The organism is Paenibacillus sp. OAS669 (assembly GCF_014873645.1).
Lineage (GTDB): Bacteria > Bacillota > Bacilli > Paenibacillales > NBRC-103111 > Paenibacillus_S > Paenibacillus_S vulneris.
Map to the genome: position 1 here is coordinate 418,997 of NZ_JADBDR010000003.1, position 15,545 is coordinate 434,541.

14 protein-coding genes and 1 pseudogene are annotated in these 15,545 nt (G+C 46.5%); all 15 read left to right on the plus strand.

The window, feature by feature from the left end:
• Nucleotides 1-41 precede the first annotated feature (41 nt).
• The 15 genes and pseudogenes from GGC63_RS09770 (at nt 42) to GGC63_RS09840 (ending at nt 15,534) form a co-directional block, all read left to right on the plus strand.
• The gene (locus GGC63_RS09770; protein WP_192702125.1) at nt 42-1,448 is read left to right on the plus strand and encodes a S8/S53 family peptidase; all 1,407 of its coding nucleotides are present in this window, start codon (nt 42-44) and stop codon (nt 1,446-1,448) included.
• 123 nt (nt 1,449-1,571) lie between these two features.
• Nucleotides 1,572-2,858, plus strand: a complete 1,287-nt coding sequence (locus tag GGC63_RS09775) for a hypothetical protein (RefSeq protein WP_192702126.1) — start codon at nt 1,572-1,574, stop codon at nt 2,856-2,858.
• 372 nt (nt 2,859-3,230) lie between these two features.
• Nucleotides 3,231-3,695: a DinB family protein gene (locus GGC63_RS09780; RefSeq protein ID WP_192702127.1), complete on the plus strand. Its 465-nt coding sequence runs from the start codon at nt 3,231-3,233 to the stop codon at nt 3,693-3,695.
• A 92-nt stretch (nt 3,696-3,787) separates the two neighbouring features.
• Nucleotides 3,788-4,192 (plus strand): nuclear transport factor 2 family protein, encoded by a 405-nt coding sequence (locus tag GGC63_RS09785; protein ID WP_192702271.1) that lies wholly within the window; start codon nt 3,788-3,790, stop codon nt 4,190-4,192.
• Nucleotides 4,193-4,537: 345 nt separating this feature from the next.
• Nucleotides 4,538-4,945: a GNAT family N-acetyltransferase gene (locus tag GGC63_RS09790; protein WP_192702272.1), complete on the plus strand. Its 408-nt coding sequence runs from the start codon at nt 4,538-4,540 to the stop codon at nt 4,943-4,945.
• Between the two features lie 122 nt (nt 4,946-5,067).
• Nucleotides 5,068-6,576, plus strand: coding sequence for a stalk domain-containing protein (locus GGC63_RS09795; RefSeq protein ID WP_192702128.1), 1,509 nt, complete (start codon nt 5,068-5,070; stop codon nt 6,574-6,576).
• Nucleotides 6,577-6,659: 83 nt separating this feature from the next.
• Nucleotides 6,660-6,710: pseudogene (locus tag GGC63_RS35330) on the plus strand (hypothetical protein); the annotation flags it as partial.
• Nucleotides 6,697-7,008 (plus strand): hypothetical protein, encoded by a 312-nt coding sequence (locus GGC63_RS09805; RefSeq protein WP_192702129.1) that lies wholly within the window; start codon nt 6,697-6,699, stop codon nt 7,006-7,008. The pseudogene GGC63_RS35330 and the gene GGC63_RS09805, both read left to right, overlap by 14 nt.
• Before the next feature lie 139 nt (nt 7,009-7,147).
• Nucleotides 7,148-8,158, plus strand: coding sequence for an AraC family transcriptional regulator (locus tag GGC63_RS09810; RefSeq protein WP_192702130.1), 1,011 nt, complete (start codon nt 7,148-7,150; stop codon nt 8,156-8,158).
• Nucleotides 8,159-8,358: 200 nt separating this feature from the next.
• On the plus strand, nt 8,359-9,150 hold the full coding sequence (locus tag GGC63_RS09815; RefSeq protein WP_192702131.1) for an SDR family NAD(P)-dependent oxidoreductase: 792 nt from the start codon (nt 8,359-8,361) through the stop codon (nt 9,148-9,150).
• Nucleotides 9,151-9,828: 678 nt separating this feature from the next.
• The gene (locus GGC63_RS09820; protein WP_192702132.1) at nt 9,829-10,287 is read left to right on the plus strand and encodes a GyrI-like domain-containing protein; all 459 of its coding nucleotides are present in this window, start codon (nt 9,829-9,831) and stop codon (nt 10,285-10,287) included.
• A 71-nt stretch (nt 10,288-10,358) separates the two neighbouring features.
• The gene (locus GGC63_RS09825) at nt 10,359-10,748 is read left to right on the plus strand and encodes a nucleoside 2-deoxyribosyltransferase (RefSeq protein WP_192702133.1); all 390 of its coding nucleotides are present in this window, start codon (nt 10,359-10,361) and stop codon (nt 10,746-10,748) included.
• Nucleotides 10,749-10,767: 19 nt separating this feature from the next.
• A complete protein-coding gene (locus GGC63_RS09830; RefSeq protein ID WP_192702134.1) occupies nt 10,768-11,298 on the plus strand; it encodes a DUF1572 family protein in 531 nt (176 codons plus the stop codon).
• Between the two features lie 337 nt (nt 11,299-11,635).
• Complete coding sequence (locus GGC63_RS09835; protein ID WP_192702135.1) at nt 11,636-12,925, plus strand: ABC transporter substrate-binding protein; 1,290 nt, start codon at nt 11,636-11,638, stop codon at nt 12,923-12,925.
• Nucleotides 12,926-12,963: 38 nt separating this feature from the next.
• Nucleotides 12,964-15,534 (plus strand): glycoside hydrolase domain-containing protein, encoded by a 2,571-nt coding sequence (locus GGC63_RS09840; protein ID WP_192702136.1) that lies wholly within the window; start codon nt 12,964-12,966, stop codon nt 15,532-15,534.
• Nucleotides 15,535-15,545: the final 11 nt, after the last annotated feature.

Consider the following 15,545-nt stretch of genomic DNA (forward strand, 5'->3'; position numbering starts at 1 on the left):
CCAGTAGTTCATCATAATTTCACTATGGAGGATAAGCTTTAATGGTCCAAGTACCGGAACCGATATGGAAAAGAATCGGGCTTCCAAGTCCACCAAATTACCAAACAGCCGGGCAAGGTATAGGGATTATTATTTTGGATGAAATTACACCAAATTCCCTTGTTAGTCATCTCGGGAATCGTTTAATCCAAGTTTGCGTAGATGATAATTTTTTGGTTACGTACCAAGAACCGGCCATGCTTCCGGAAATCCCCTTAACTAGGTCGACAGAACATGGAATGATGGTGTTACAATTGTTAAGTCATCCGCCTTTGATTAAAGAAAATATAATTTATGCCGGGTTGGCTCCCGCAGCTACTTTTATTTTTCTTTCCACTACGTCTCCTGAAAAAATGGAAGCAGGGTTGAACTGGATCATGCAACGTAAGGGGAAATGGAATATTAAAATTCTGTTGAATTTGTTCGTTCCTGATACGACGGATATAGGAGCGATGAGACCAACGAATCAGGATTTGAGAGTAAAAGCAATACAATCATGTATCGATGAGAGTGTACTAGTTGTGGCTGCAAATGGCAACTCAAAGGCACATAATAACTTACATCCTCTAAGTTTTTTTACTATCGGGGGTTACGACGATCAGGGGAAGTCCGACTCACAGTATCATAGGCCTCATCCTTCAGTGCCCGTGGGACTTAATGGGGATGGACATTTTAGGCCGGATCTTGTTGCTCCGTTCACGTTTTTGCCTGTCCCCTTACATAAAAGGGAGGCAAGTAATGCCGCTTTTTCTTACTTTGGCGGAAGCTGTGGTTCCGCTGCAATAGTAGCTGGACTATGTGCAAGCATGCTCTCTAATTTTAAAGAAATGGATGTTAGGGATCTTCGGAAAACACTGACAGATTCTGGAGAGTTATTAACCCAAAATGTTCCACTACGGAAACTAAATGCCTTAAAAGCAATGATGAATTTACAGCGAGATGCTGGCCTGCTTGATAAAAATGATATATATGATGGAACCATTGATAGGGCAGTAGGATTAACCCGGCTTATTGACGACCATGAAATAAAACGAGAGGACTTAAAAGAAATCTTGAAGGACCCGTCACCAGTCATTAGGAAAGTTGCAATATACGGATTGGGGAAACCAAAAAACGAAGAGGAGAGAAACGCCTATTGGTATAGGTTTTGGGATTCCCCAAAAGATACGGGAGAAAGCATATTATGGCTAAACCATTTATTGATTGGAGCCGATAGGAATGAGCTTGAGAAATGGATCAATTTACTCCAGTGTAGCTTAGCAGACGTTACGATAGTGGTTAATCAATACCTGGAAAGATTTTATCCTGACGCACCCAAAATACAAATTGGCTCCGATTTGAATATATTTGATTGTGATTTGAAGGAAGTATATCGATGGTACGATGCTTTCGTGAAGGCAAAGAAGTGATAAGGAGTTCGACAAATCACTCATGGTTTGCAATAGGCAAGCAGATCTTTAGCAATCTTGAGTCTGTTCAAGGTTGCTTTTTGCTATATACTAATGGGAGAGTATGGAATAAAGAGGAGACAGATGGACGTAATGGATGATGACAAACAGAGACAAGACCGTCGTGCGGAATCGATAGATCAAGCTGCAGAGGATGCGGTAACCCGTTATTTGGAGAAAAAACGACGCGCTGAGCAGGCTACTAATGAGGTGTTCGAACGGTATAGTGCAAGAAAAGAAGAGGCTCGTCAAAGAGCGGAAGCCGTCATTCAGCGGGTCGATGAGACTCGTCGCAACACTTATGAGCATATGGAACGCCAGGCTGACCGCATCCTGGAACATCGTGAGGCGGAGAGGCTTGCCCGTGAGCAGCGCATGGAGCAGTTAATTATTCGAGTACGCGAAGCGGAGCAGCGGCTGAAGGCAGAGATTGAGCAGAGGGCGGCACTTACGCTGGAAACCGTACAGCTGGCCAAGAGACAATCGCTAGAGCGAATCGAGCGTGAGGCCGAACAAGCAGCTATGCGTTATATCGAAGCGAAAAAGTCATCGGGCGGAAAGGAAACGGCCTGGATCGATGAGGCGATGGAACGGCTCGAAATGAAGCGGCAGCAGGCGAAGGCGGAGGCAAACCGGTTGGCTGATGAGATTATTGCCCGTGTCAGGGAACTTGAGCGGTTGACGCAGTTTGATGTGCGCGATCGGTCGGCTTATTTGCGGGGAAGAACAGCAGGGATACTCAATGATGCGGACGTAGCGCAGTATGAACCTGGAATTATTGAACGGTTTGGTACCTTTTTAAGTGAAATTTTGGGAAGGCTGGTCTGCGTGCCGTTCGAAATCATAGAAGCATTGACGGGAAACAAAATGATCGGCAGGATTGGCAAAGCTGTCGGCGGCTCCGTTGAGCGTTCCGGTGTAACGGCTGCCAAAGCGGTCCAAGGTGCAGTTGACGTCATTCATGGCGTTATTGATGATGACGACGAGATGATAAGACAAGGTGCCGATAACCTAAAGGAAGCGGGCTCACGCGTCCTGCAAGGGGCGGTGAATACGATTGAACATACAGCCCGCAGCATCGGACATGTTGTCAGCGGCGATCCATCCCGTATGGGTCGCGGGGCGGAGGGATTGCTTACGGCAGCCGCCGTTATTGCAATTCCAACGGGACTAGCCCTGGATTTGGGCGACTTCGACCTTGATCTTGATGGTAACGATTCCAGCGAGGCAGGCATACATCATGTAGATCCGCATGAGGTAAGTGGTTATACGAGAGCCGATGGGACGGAGGTAGAGCCGTATCACCGCGGCGGAGATGAAGGGTATGACAGAACGAACCCTGACGGAAATCCGGATAATAATTTAAGTTAAATTCACAATACCTATGTATTTGCAAGAAAAAGGTGTCCGAATAACCAACTTAGGTGAAGATAGAATTTATAAAATTTCAGGGCTCCGCACAAAGTACCTGAATCTGCATTGAAGGCCATACATAGCCCCACTATTGTGGGGTTATTTAAGTTAAGGGGGCATTCTTTTAAGCGAATGGAAGGTACAGGACTGATTTAGCTTCAAAGGAGTATGTTGCTAAATTACACTCCTCCGGGTTCCTGATCCGATAAATTCTCCAATAATCATTACTGAAACCGATCAATTGCATCGGAATTTCGTGATTGTTGCTTTGGGGTGGCAGAGGTATGCTTTAGATGTGAACAGAACATCCCATATGAGGAGGATTTAACAATGACACAATCAATTATCCATACAGGAAAAGTGCTTCGTCAGATCGTCATCGGCCAGCTACAGGGAGTAGCGGAGACACAGATGGACATTCAACCGGAGGGCTTCTCTAATACGGTACGCTGGAATATCGGACACATGGTTTATTGGATGGATAAGTACGCTTCGCTAAGCTTCGGCTTCCCATCTGACATTCCGCCGCAATACGAGGCATTGTTCAACTCCGGAACGAAGCCTTCGGATTGGACAGTGACACCTCCATCGAAGGATGAACTGATTGGGTTGTTAACGGCACAGCTGTCCCGTCTCTCCGAACTGACACTTCAAATGCTCGAGCAGGAGCTGCAATCCCCGTTTGCGATGGGGCCGTTTCAATTCAATACGGCCGGCGAATTGTTTAATTTCGCTTTGATGCATGAAGCCATTCACCTTGGGGTTATTTCCAGCCAGCTTAAGCTCGTCAAATAAGCGAATGACCTAACAAGACCCGAATCAGGAGGCGGTTTATGATGACAAAATCGAACGTGAATACCGGTGAAGTACTACAGCGGGTTTCTTCCTTGCAGAAAAACGAAGGATCGGTACCATCCCGAACCCTGGGAGTATTTGATGCTTTTAAGAAGGCTTTCGAAACAGGAGATACCGCAGATTTTCTTAATCAGGTTACGGAAGATTTTCATTTCTCCGTTCCGCTCCCGTTGGAGGGATGGAATCACGAGCAGCAAGGCAAAGAACGGTTCGAGGAATTGATCAGGTTCGAGCGCTCGGTATTGCAGGTGCATATGACTCCGCTCATTGAGCTTGAGAATGAGAGCCGGGGGATGGTGGTGTTTCGTGCAGAAGGGGCTCTGAATGGTCTGACTTATCGCAATGAGCTTGCAGTTATCTTTGAGTTTGAGGCGGATCGGATCCGTTCCTTCCGCGAATACGTAGGCATGCCGTTAAAAAACTACGAGACCGCGTAATAGCTTAGGAGAGAAAGAAGGTTGCTGCCGCAGCTGTACGGGTCCTGGTCACATGCCATTCAAGGTAACGCGACTTCTTCAGTGAAAGGAAACAGCGACAGTCAAGGATGGGTACTCATCTATGACCGTTGCTGTTTCCGTATTTTGTTTTAGTCTGATCCTGCTATTACGACTCGTCTAACGGGTCTATGTTCCAATTCGGAATACAGCAAAGTCTGGAGAAATAGATGCGGCATGTAAAAGGGTGCTGCGGTATTAAGCGAGGCGGTTGATTCCATATAGAAACAGGACTGAGCAAGCGCCGCTTTTGACCTGACAAATCAGAAAAGAGGAGGGGACCATGTGCTGAAGATTCAATATGCTGATGTCACTGATTATGATTACATCAAGGAACATGACCATCATGTGCTGGAGAGTCTGATCGCAAGGAAAATAAAAGAAAATGAAATATTGATCATACGAGATCAGTCGAACGTAAACATGGGCTGGTTAAGGTACGGTTACTTTTGGGATAGCATTCCTTTTCTGAATATGATATGGCTTGATGAGCAGTATCGAGGGAAAGGCGCAGGGAAAGAAGCAGTGCTTTTTTGGGAACAGCGAATGAAGGAAAGAGGAAGCGGCAAGGTCATGACCTCTACTCTTGCTAATGAACAAGCGCAGCATTTTTACAGGAAATTAGGATATAAAGATTCGGGCTGCTTATTGTTAGAAAATGAGCCTTTAGAGATCCTGCTTGTGAAATCCATTTAAGGAAGACGTACACATAGAAGCTGCCGCGGGCGATAAAGCCAGCATAAATATTCTTCCTACGCATCTGTAACTAAACCTGCATAGGAACGTCTAAGGATATAAACAGGAAAAGAGGTCCGTTTATGCTAAAATTTGTATCGGGCTTGTGCTGCGGTTTATTCGTTGCAAGTGCTTCTGTTGCCTTCGCGTCAGATTCTATCCAGGCGGTACTATTTCCTGCCCATTTCGAAATCAATGGAAGTCGGGTTTCTTTAAACGATGATTACAAGGTGCTGAATGTTGACGGCCATGCGTACGTACCGATTCGATTCGTAGCGGAGAATTTGGGTGCCACGATCGATTATGATCAGGATACGCAAAAGATTTTGGTTAAAAATCGTAGCCTTGACTTATCGGACCCGGATCACAAAGGGATATGGGCTGGTAATTTAATCCTAACTAAAGACGGCGGCAGCACCAAGGTTACCGGTCAATTGAAAATGGAAGGTGTAGGGAATACCACAAATACTGTTGGGGCGACCCTTACCTTTTACAATGATAACAATGAAAAAATCGGTGAGGCTTCCATTCATGGAGATGATTTTGGGGTAGACGCCCAAACTTTCGTCTCCGAGGGCTTAGGGGATTTTAGATCGTATTCGACAGTGAACCTCCATGTTAATCATGTAAACGGCCATGTAATTAGTGCGGCTCCAGGCATCGTGTATGAAAACAAAAAACACAGCTTCACCCTCAATCTTCCTAAGAGCTGGGAGGGGAAATATGATGTGGCGGAAACCATAGACGAGACTTCCACATTCGAAACCATTTCTTTTATCGACACAGCAAACAAAGGATATGGGGGAGTAGTGTTTTCGATTGGTATCTGGACCAAGGACGATTGGAGTCGCAATGGGCAAGCCGCTATGGAGGCCGGGCATGTATCGAAAATCGCTGAACGGGGAGATAAAGTGTTCACTATCATCCGTCCGGGTGATGTGCAGTATGATCCGCATAATGAGAAGTTAACGGCGGAATATCAATTGATGTCGAGCTACGTAAATACGATAAAAACCAGCTTTCATGCAAATGGAAGTCTTACCGACCGTGAAGCAAAAGAGATTCTCAAAGTACTTCTGCCGAAGGCTGAATTTATCGTTGCAGGAATGTTTAACGGATCTGGATTTTTCAACATCGATCGGACGCAAACGATCCCGGGTGAAGAAGCTTACTGTCTTGTAACAGGCATACCACAGCAAAGCGGAGAATCGCCGTCGGATATGATGGATAACGTGAAATCCATAGCGGATTTGAAAAAAGCAGTAGAGGACGTATTTATAAAAGAGATCGCTCAACAGCTATTTTATAGCCGATATTTGGAAACGGAAGATAGGGGTCTTCCTCTATATAAGGATTATGAAGGGCGGATGTATGTCAACTCCATAAATGGAGGACACGGGTGGGCGACAAAATTTTTAATGGATACCGCCAAGATAATAAGCCAAAAAGATAATGTAGTAGAAATTGCGTTAGATACTATAGTACTTGATGAGCCGTACGGTTCCCTGATTATAAAAATTAAATTTGTTAACGGCAAATGGATGATGGCATCCGGACTTGATGATATGGTCTATGATAGATGGATCCGCTGATAAGAAATGATTCGTGTGGAGCTGTCTCAGGGATAGCTCCTCTTTGAGTTCACCCTGACTATCAGGGAAACGGTGTCGGAAGTTGTTTAATGAATAAAGTCCTCCGAAGGATTTTTGAAAATGGATTTAAATGAAGTAAAAATAGCGTTGTTTGTAACGGCAAATTTGAAGGCCATCCTTTGCGGGATGGTCTTTACTGTATTTGCAAAAACAAAAAAAGAGTCCCGAAATTTTCCAAGACCTTATTCAACATCATATCAAACGGAGCATATGGAGCATATGAACTGGCAATTGCGAGTAGGCGGTTTATGCTGGCTTATAAAGACATTGCGATGGCTTGTTTATGGTGGTACAGATGTAATCCCCGGATCAGAAGCTTGGATACCAGGTCTGGTGAAGGATGTGGAAAATCTGTACCAGGAGATGGTATAACACTTCTGAGATTCCCTGGCAGCTTCACAAGGATTATGCTTTTCCTTCACGGCATATTAGAATGAAGATAAGAACAATTTGGGGAATACTTATTCACAAAGGAACGAGTAGCCAGGCAGCTAAAGGAGATTCATACGTAATGAAATCGGATCGAATAAAATTCCCGCCGGGGTTTTGGACGGGATTGCAGCAATTGGGAATTGCCCCGCAGGACGTGGCCCGCAAAGCTCGGCTGCCGCTAACCATTATTACCGAATCAGCTGAAGTCACTACTGATGAATATTTTAGAATCTGGCAAGCCTACTCCGATCTTATTGGCGACACGGCCATCGGAATCATCAAGCTTGTGACTGTTTTTGAAACGACACAATACCCGCCGACCGTCTTGGCGACTTACCATGCTCGCGACTACCGCGATGCCCTTAGCCGAATGACCCGCTACAAACAATTATGCCCTCCTGAAAGCTTGCGTATCACCGAGGAGGGTGAGAGCTGTACCATTGAATTGGAATGGATGTGCAGCGGGCCAGCCGGACCGCCCGTCTTGATTGGAACCACGCTTGCTTTTCTTCTGGAGCTGGGTAGACGGGGGACGGGCCAGCCATTAGCTGCAAGGTCCGTGGAATTTACTCACTCGATGGGTGATGTAAAGGCCCTTGAAGCTTACTTCGGATGCCCTATCCGGATTGGCGCAACCGGTAACCGACTGATGCTGCATCGAAGAGACCTGGACCGCCCCTTTATTTCGTATAACAGGGAGCTGCTGGAGATTCTGACTCCCGTATTGGACCGATCCTTGGATGAACAGCGCAGCCGATCCATCACTGAGACGGTCAAGTGGATCTTGAAGCGCAGCCTAACCGGAGGGCGTCTAGACATTCACTACGTGGCTAGTGAATTAGGCATGAGCGATCGTACCCTGCAGCGGCGTCTAACTGACGAAGGGGTGACGTTCAAGGAGCTGCTGACTCAGGTCAGGCATGAGCAGGCACGGGAATACTTGGCAGATCGTAGGCTCGAAATTAAAGAAGTCGCTTTTTTAATTGGATATGAAGATCAGAACTCGTTTTACCGCGCTTTTCGGCTTTGGGAAGGGGATACTCCTTCCAATTGGCGTTCCGAATATTTAAAGGCACATCCTCCGTTATAGAATCCGCGCCTACTCCTTTCTATACTGGACGGTATTTTCCAGGCTTCATGATTTGGCGGGTTAAACAAGAAGTTTGGCGTGGCGCGCTAGTTACCGAACGATCCAGACCAAGTAATATAATCTTTATCCAACCCACAAGGGTTCTAAGAAGAAACTTCAAATCAGCTTGATGTGAATGACAACAAAAGGAGACTTAGGTTATGGATATGGGATTAAGGAACAAAACAGCTTTGGTAACTGGATCGACGAAAGGGATAGGGAAAGCCATCGCGATTGAGCTTGCGAGAGAAGGAGTCCATGTACTTATTAACGGACGGAATCCGGAAGAAGTGGAACGAACCGTAATGGAATTGAAGTCGGAGTTCCCTTCTACCTCTCCGCAGAATGCCGCAGCCGATCTTGTGGATAGACAGCAAAGAGAAGCATTATTTGAGAAATATCCCCAAGTTGATATTTTGGTTAACAACATGGGGATTTATGAAATCATGTCCTATGAGGACGTTAGCGATGAAGTATGGGAAACCTATTTCCGGACGAATGTCCTTGCCGCTAATGGATTAGCTAAATTGTATCTGCCTGGCATGTTGAAGAATAATGATGGAAGAATCATCTTTATCGCAAGCGAGGAAGCAATCATGCCTTCAGGACAAATGCCTCAGTATGCGATGACCAAATCCATGTTATTATCGCTATCCAAAAGCTTATCTAAACTAACCAAAGGAACGGAAGTCACCTCCAATACGATCCTGCCGGGACCAACGCTTTCTGAAAATGTATATCAAATCATTGATAGCTTGTTTCCTGGTGATATGGAATTTTCAGAAAAGGAGAAAAAATTTATGGCAGCTAACCTGCCCCAATCCGAAATTCAGCGGTTCATCAGGCCTTTTGAAATCGGCAGGCTGGCCGCATTCATATGCAGCCCTTATGCATCTGCATTTAAAGGTTCTCCTATCCGTATGGACGGGGGCATGGTACCTACCTTGTTTTAGCATAAGTCCTATTAAAGCGGCCCCACTTTTGCGCCCCACTTTTGTGGGGCTTTTTTTATTGCCAGGACTCACGGACAGTCGGTGCGCATGCCTTCTGCATTTTCAACCCTCTTGTTTTCGGATTTGCCCAAGAATCCTTTTTCGAAGATGAATACCATAGGATATCCCTTCAAAGGAGTTGATAACATGGCCCGCTTTCCAGATGTCGTAATTATTGTTCGATCCAAGAAAAATTTTGCGAATATCGGCAGAATCCGGATTATCGGAAGTGCAAAGCCTTGCCAGAGATTTATTAAAGTAGGAGCCCCAGTCAAAGATGCTGTATTATGCTTGCTCCAACATGGATTTACGATTGTTGAACAAGGAAATGTCGGTGTTTTTTTCCGGATTCGCTAATTACCGTATGAAGGACCTGGCTGATTTTGAGGGATTTTCAGACTCCAACCATGCCTGGTTCTATTCAGGTTGTATAAGAACAGCCTCATGCGGGTACACTTTTTTCTTTACAATCGAACATATATTCGGTATGATCTATATGTATGGATAAATATTCCAATACGCATCCAACCGGACATATTTGCGAAGGAGAAAGTAAGGCAGCTTTTTGACATCCGAATCTTGCTGTGTGTGCTGGTGCTGATAATACCTGGAAAGGTGAGGGGCTATATGGGGGAAAACATGATGACGAAGCAAGTAGTTAAATCCTTTAGCTTAATAGGCATTAGGGGTGAGTGTCTTTATAAGGATTTTTCCACAGCGTTACCTGCAGCCAGAGCCAAGCTAATCGAGAAATATAATTCGAATGGGACAGTTGAGCTCATCTTCTATGCGATGCCGGACGAGAGTCCGCATCCTGAAAGACAGGAAGTCTTCTACCTGGGTGTGGAGTATAATGATTCCATACCGCCAGGAATGGAGCTTAAAGCAATTGAGAATCAATCCTTTGTCATGACAACCTATATGGGGGCCGTTACAGATATATGGAAGGGCTACCAGAAGATCAATGAATATATAAGAAAAAACGGATGGGTAGAAGACCGGACTTCTTTTGTTGTGGAACTTTATGATGAACGGTTTAACAATACTTCCGACGATAGTGAGATGGAAATTTACATACCGGTTAGGAAAAGCGATTGATCATTAAACCTTATACATGCGGTTAAAGACTATAGAAAGGGTCTCCGTCGCAATTAAAAGAGGGACAGTTCATGAAATTTTACATAGCGTCCAGCCTTAAAAATATAGAGAATGTCCGGGTAGCTGCAAAAAGCCTGAAATCTCACGGGTTGATCCAGACATATGATTGGACAAACCATTCCAATATCGATTCTATAACCAAGCTGCGTCAGATTGGCCAGGATGAAGTATCTGGTGTTTTGGATGCCGATGTGGTCATCGTAATGATCCCCGCGGGGAAGGGCAGCCACGTAGAGTTAGGTATTGCTTTGGCTGCAAAAAAGAAGATCGTTTTGTACTCTTCAACAGATGAAATTAATGATATGAAAACAACCTGTTCTTTTTATCATTTAAAGGAAGTTGAACAGATCATCGGTCCGATGGACGAGCTGATAAACACGGTCTGTCTTTTCATAAAATAGTGGAAGGGACCTTATCGCTATGAAACTAAACACACTGGTTCTAAATGAAATGAATAAGCAGCTCAAACGAATAGAATCCTGTTTGAAGCTTCTCTCAGATGAACAAATATGGCATAGATGTAAGCCCAATATGAATAGCGTCGGCAACTTATGTCTTCATTTGGCGGGGAACGAGTACCAACATATTGTCAGCGGTATTGGCAAAGCCCCCTTTAATCGGAACAGATCATCCGAATTTACCATCAACAATGGAATGTCACGTGAAGATTTGCTAGAGCTGCTTAACGATGTAAGGCGGCAATCTTCTAGCATAATAGAAGGGATTACAGAATCAGATTTAACAACAAACATTACCATACATTATTCGGTTGAGGATTGGAACAAAATGGTGGTCCGCCCCGCGTTTGAAACTAACGCCCATTATTCAAGAGATATAGAAACGATACTAGTTCAAGTATGTGAGCATTATAGCTATCATGCTGGCCAAATCGTTATAATAACCAAATTATTGAATGATAATCAGGACAACATTACCGGAACGTATCATTGAGGTACATCCGCCTTTGAAGCCCGTGAAAATACCACTAAATATAATATATTTCATGGGTTTCAATAGCGGCTGGAGGGGTATGTCCCACCGGAGTATATTGTAATAGTTCAAGCTCAATAAGTTTTTCGACGGACTCGCCCCACTTTGGTGGGGTTATTTTGCATGCCGCGGACAATGTAGCGCTTCAAAACGGACTAGGATAGATCGTATTTAGGGAATTCCATATTATGGATAATTTTTATTAGAATGATGTGATTTATGTAAAGCCATTACACAGCGGAACGCTTAGAATGAGGTGGAAAGGTGAAGGGACTCATCTATATAAGGGAGGAAGCATATGGTTCAGCGCCGCTGTTGGGTAGGTTTATTGATGGTTTGGATTGTGTTCATGCTATCGGCATGCGCTCCACTAGGAGGAAATGCAGAGAAGGGAGGAAGTCAGGATGATCCGTCCAAGCCGGTCACATTAAAAGTGTTAGGCGTCATTACGTTCTCCGACGAGCAGTGGGACAACATTTTTGTCAAGCCGATTCAAAAGAAGTTCCCCCACGTGACCTTGGAACGACTGAACGAGAAAAACTACAGCGAACGCTTAACCTCAGGGTATGTCCCGGATCTGATCGTCACATCGTTTTCCTCCATCCCCAGTATGATTGATCTGAAGGTGGTCGGCGATATCGGGCCTATGATGCAAGCATATCATTTTGATACCGGTATCTTCGATCAGCCTATTGCCGACATGTTTAGAACCTTTCCTTCACTTCAGTTTGCAGGCTTGCCTATGTACAAAAACCCGAAAGTGCTGTTTTATAACAAAGATATTTTTGACAGGCTCGCCGTTCCTTACCCTAAGGATGATATGACCTGGGATCAGGCGGCAGAGCTGGCCCGCAAGCTGACAGCTTCGATAGATGGCGTCCCTTATATGGGACTTCAGCCTGGAAGTGTGTCTCACCTGGCAGGGCAATTATCGCTTCAACAGGTTCATCCGCAAACGAATAAAGCGGCTATCAATTCGGATGGCTATAAACAGTTGTTTCAATTTTTGAAGCAGCTTCAGACGATCCCGGATATGGATCTGGCTAAGGCCAATTCGGATGCGTTTTACAAAACCCGCACCCTTGCCATGTACGATTATTGGACGACAGACGGCCTGATTCCGCTGGAAGAAGCCTCTAAGGCGGGGAATCCGATGAACTGGGACATGGTCACTTCGCCTGTATTTGCCAATAAGCCGGGCATTCATTCCATGCCGGACGTTCATGTCATGTTAATGTCCTCGATGAGCGAGCACAAGGAGCTTGTATATCAAATCATGTCTCTTATCGCATCCTCCGAAGAGGCTCAAACGGAATTTGCCAAAATCGGCAGAGTCCCTGTGCTGCGGGATGCCAAAGTGTTCCAGCATTTCGGAGAAAATTTCGCCAGTGTCAAAGGGAAGCATTTGGAGGCCATTTTCAAGACAGGCTTTGCGCCAAGGCCGGCCCCGTCTGCTTATGAGGGTTTGGCAAGCAAGCCGCTGAACGATGCCTTGAACCGTGTCTACGCTGAAAATGAAGATATTAACACGGCTCTTAGAAAAGCGGAAGAGGAAGCCAATAAAGCTATCGAAGGGGCAATGAAGTAGCAGGGGCTGCTAATTGAAATGGAACAGGAGCGGGATTCATGGACAGCGCAAATAGAAAACGGCTGTGGAAACAGCAAATTCTTGAAATCGCTACCCAGGCGGAAGAGCCCTATTATTTATTCGGGGAGGAGAGGAATCGGCCGATTCTATGGCTTCAGGATTTTCCGGAAGATTGGCTGGAGCGCTCCCAGCGTCGCAAGTTTGCAGCTGTTGTGCGGCCGGGAGAGTTCTATGTGCTGCAAATCGTCTTGTTTGCCGCTCGCTGCTCGCTAATAGACGTGCAAGCAGAATTCACGGATCTGGTATCCTCTCAAGGCTCGCGCATTCCTGCTTCCGGAATCGAGTGCTTTGCCATGGGAGGCATGGATGCGTACGGACAGCCGTTTAAGAAAAAAGTTACTGTCCGACAGGGAGGCGTTCAGTCGCTGTGGATTGGAATTTCCGTTCCCAGAGATGTGCCCGCGGCTTCGTATTCCGGAGTATGGACCTTTTCGGCTTGCGGCAGCATTCAGCCGTTTACCGTAAAGCTAACGGTAGCTGGCCAGCCTCTGGACGATGCCGGAGACAGCGAGACGTGGAGGCATTCCCGTCTGCGATGGCTGAACTCGGATCTGGCTATCGACGAAGAAGTGACGGCACCTTACATTCCGGTTACCTGGAAGGATCGGAGGGTGGGCTGCTTAGGCAGAGAGCTGACCCTTAATGACTATGGGTTCCCCGAAGCAATTGAAAGCCGGTTCAATGACGCTGTAGATGGACTCACGGATGTTGGGAAGCCGATTCTTGCAGAACCGATTCGTTTTGCTGTCCAAACCCCGGAAGGAGAGGCAGTCTGGGAGAGCAGAGGAGTACGCTTCGAGAGACAAACGGACAGCCGAATTGGATGGTCTGCCCAAAGTCATTGCCCTTCGTTCGAGATGAGGTGTCAAGGCGAGCTCGAATACGATGGGTACGTCCATTATGAAGTAACCTTGAAGGCGAAGAAGACTGTACATGTCAGCGATATGTGGCTTGATATTCCTTATGCTCCGGGTGCAGCACGTTATGGAATGGGACTCGGGCATAAGGGAGGCTTTCTTCCCGAGCATCTGGACTGGCACTGGGATCCTTCTAAACATCAGCATGCGATGTGGATTGGTGACGTTAATGCGGGCCTGCGGCTCCGTCTGCTCGATCCAGAAGGCCGCAGACCGTTCGTCAATATTTATTACAAGCACCGTCCCTTAACGGTACCGGATAGCTGGGGGAATCGAGGCAAAGGCGGCGTCAAGCTCTTAGATCGGGAACATGCAGCTGTATTACGCGCTTATAGCGGTGAACGAATGATGGAGCAGGGAGAAGAGCTGCGCTTCGTCTTTGATCTGATGATCACTCCGCTCAAGACGATAGAGATGAATGCCCATTGGAATAACCGGTATTTGCATCGGCTGGAGGGTAAAGCGGTGATGGAGCATTGGCAAGAACAGGCTCTCGCTAGCGGCGCCAATATCATCAATATCCACCATGGCGCGGATGCCCATCCGTTCATTAATTATCCGTTCCTGGAAACGGAGACTCTTGCCCGGTTCGTAGCGGAAGCGCATAACAGGAATCTGCAAGTCAAGCTATATTATACCGTGAGGGAAATCAGCGATCATATGACGGAGCTGCAAGCGCTCCGGAGCCTGGGGGATGAGATATTTCCAAGGCCGAATCCGGATGTGGTCACTTCTTTATGGCAGGGCGATGCGGCGAAGTGGGTTCGAGAGCATCTGGGGGATGACATCATTCCTGCGTGGAAGCATGAATTTAAAGCAGGAAAATACACGGGGGAAATCGATGCGGCTATAGTAACGGACGGGACTTCGAGATTGGTCAATTACTATGTGGAAGGCTTGAATTGGCTGCTGAAGCATACCGATATGGACGGCCTGTATATCGACGATACGGCCTATGATCGTTTCACGATGCGGCGTGTCCGCAAAATACTGGACAGGACGAAACCGGGCTCCTTGATCGATTTTCATACATGGAACCACATGAATGAAAGGGCGGGCTTTGTAAATAATGCCGACTTATATATGGAGCTCTTCCCTTATCTCGACAGCCTGTGGATCGGGGAAGGGTTCAAATACAACGAGGTCCGTCCCGAGTATTGGCTAGTTGAAATCAGCGGCATTCCCTTCGGGCTTATGGGGGAAATGCTGGGTGATGGCAACCCTTGGCGCGGCATGATTTACGGGATGTCCAATCGGCTTGGCTGGTTCGGTCATAGCCCGGAGGGGCTCTGGAAGCTATGGGATCGTTTTGGTATCCAGGATGCGCAAATGCTGGGCTACTGGCATCCGGACAATCCGATTGCGCCTAGTCGCAAGGATGTAGCTGTTACCGTATACCGCAAGCAGGATCAAATGCTCATTGCTGCGGCCAGCTGGGCGGACGAACCGCTCCAATGCTCCCTTCATATCGATTGGGGGCAGCTTGGCTGGGAGCCCGACTCGCTATGTATCGAAGTGCCGGCGATTGACAATATTCAAGATTCGATAGCTTTGGAATCTTTGCAAGCCATACCGCTGCAGCCGCAGCAGGGATTGATCATTATCGTCCGAAGCGGAAGCGGGAACTTATAGGAGGAGACAAG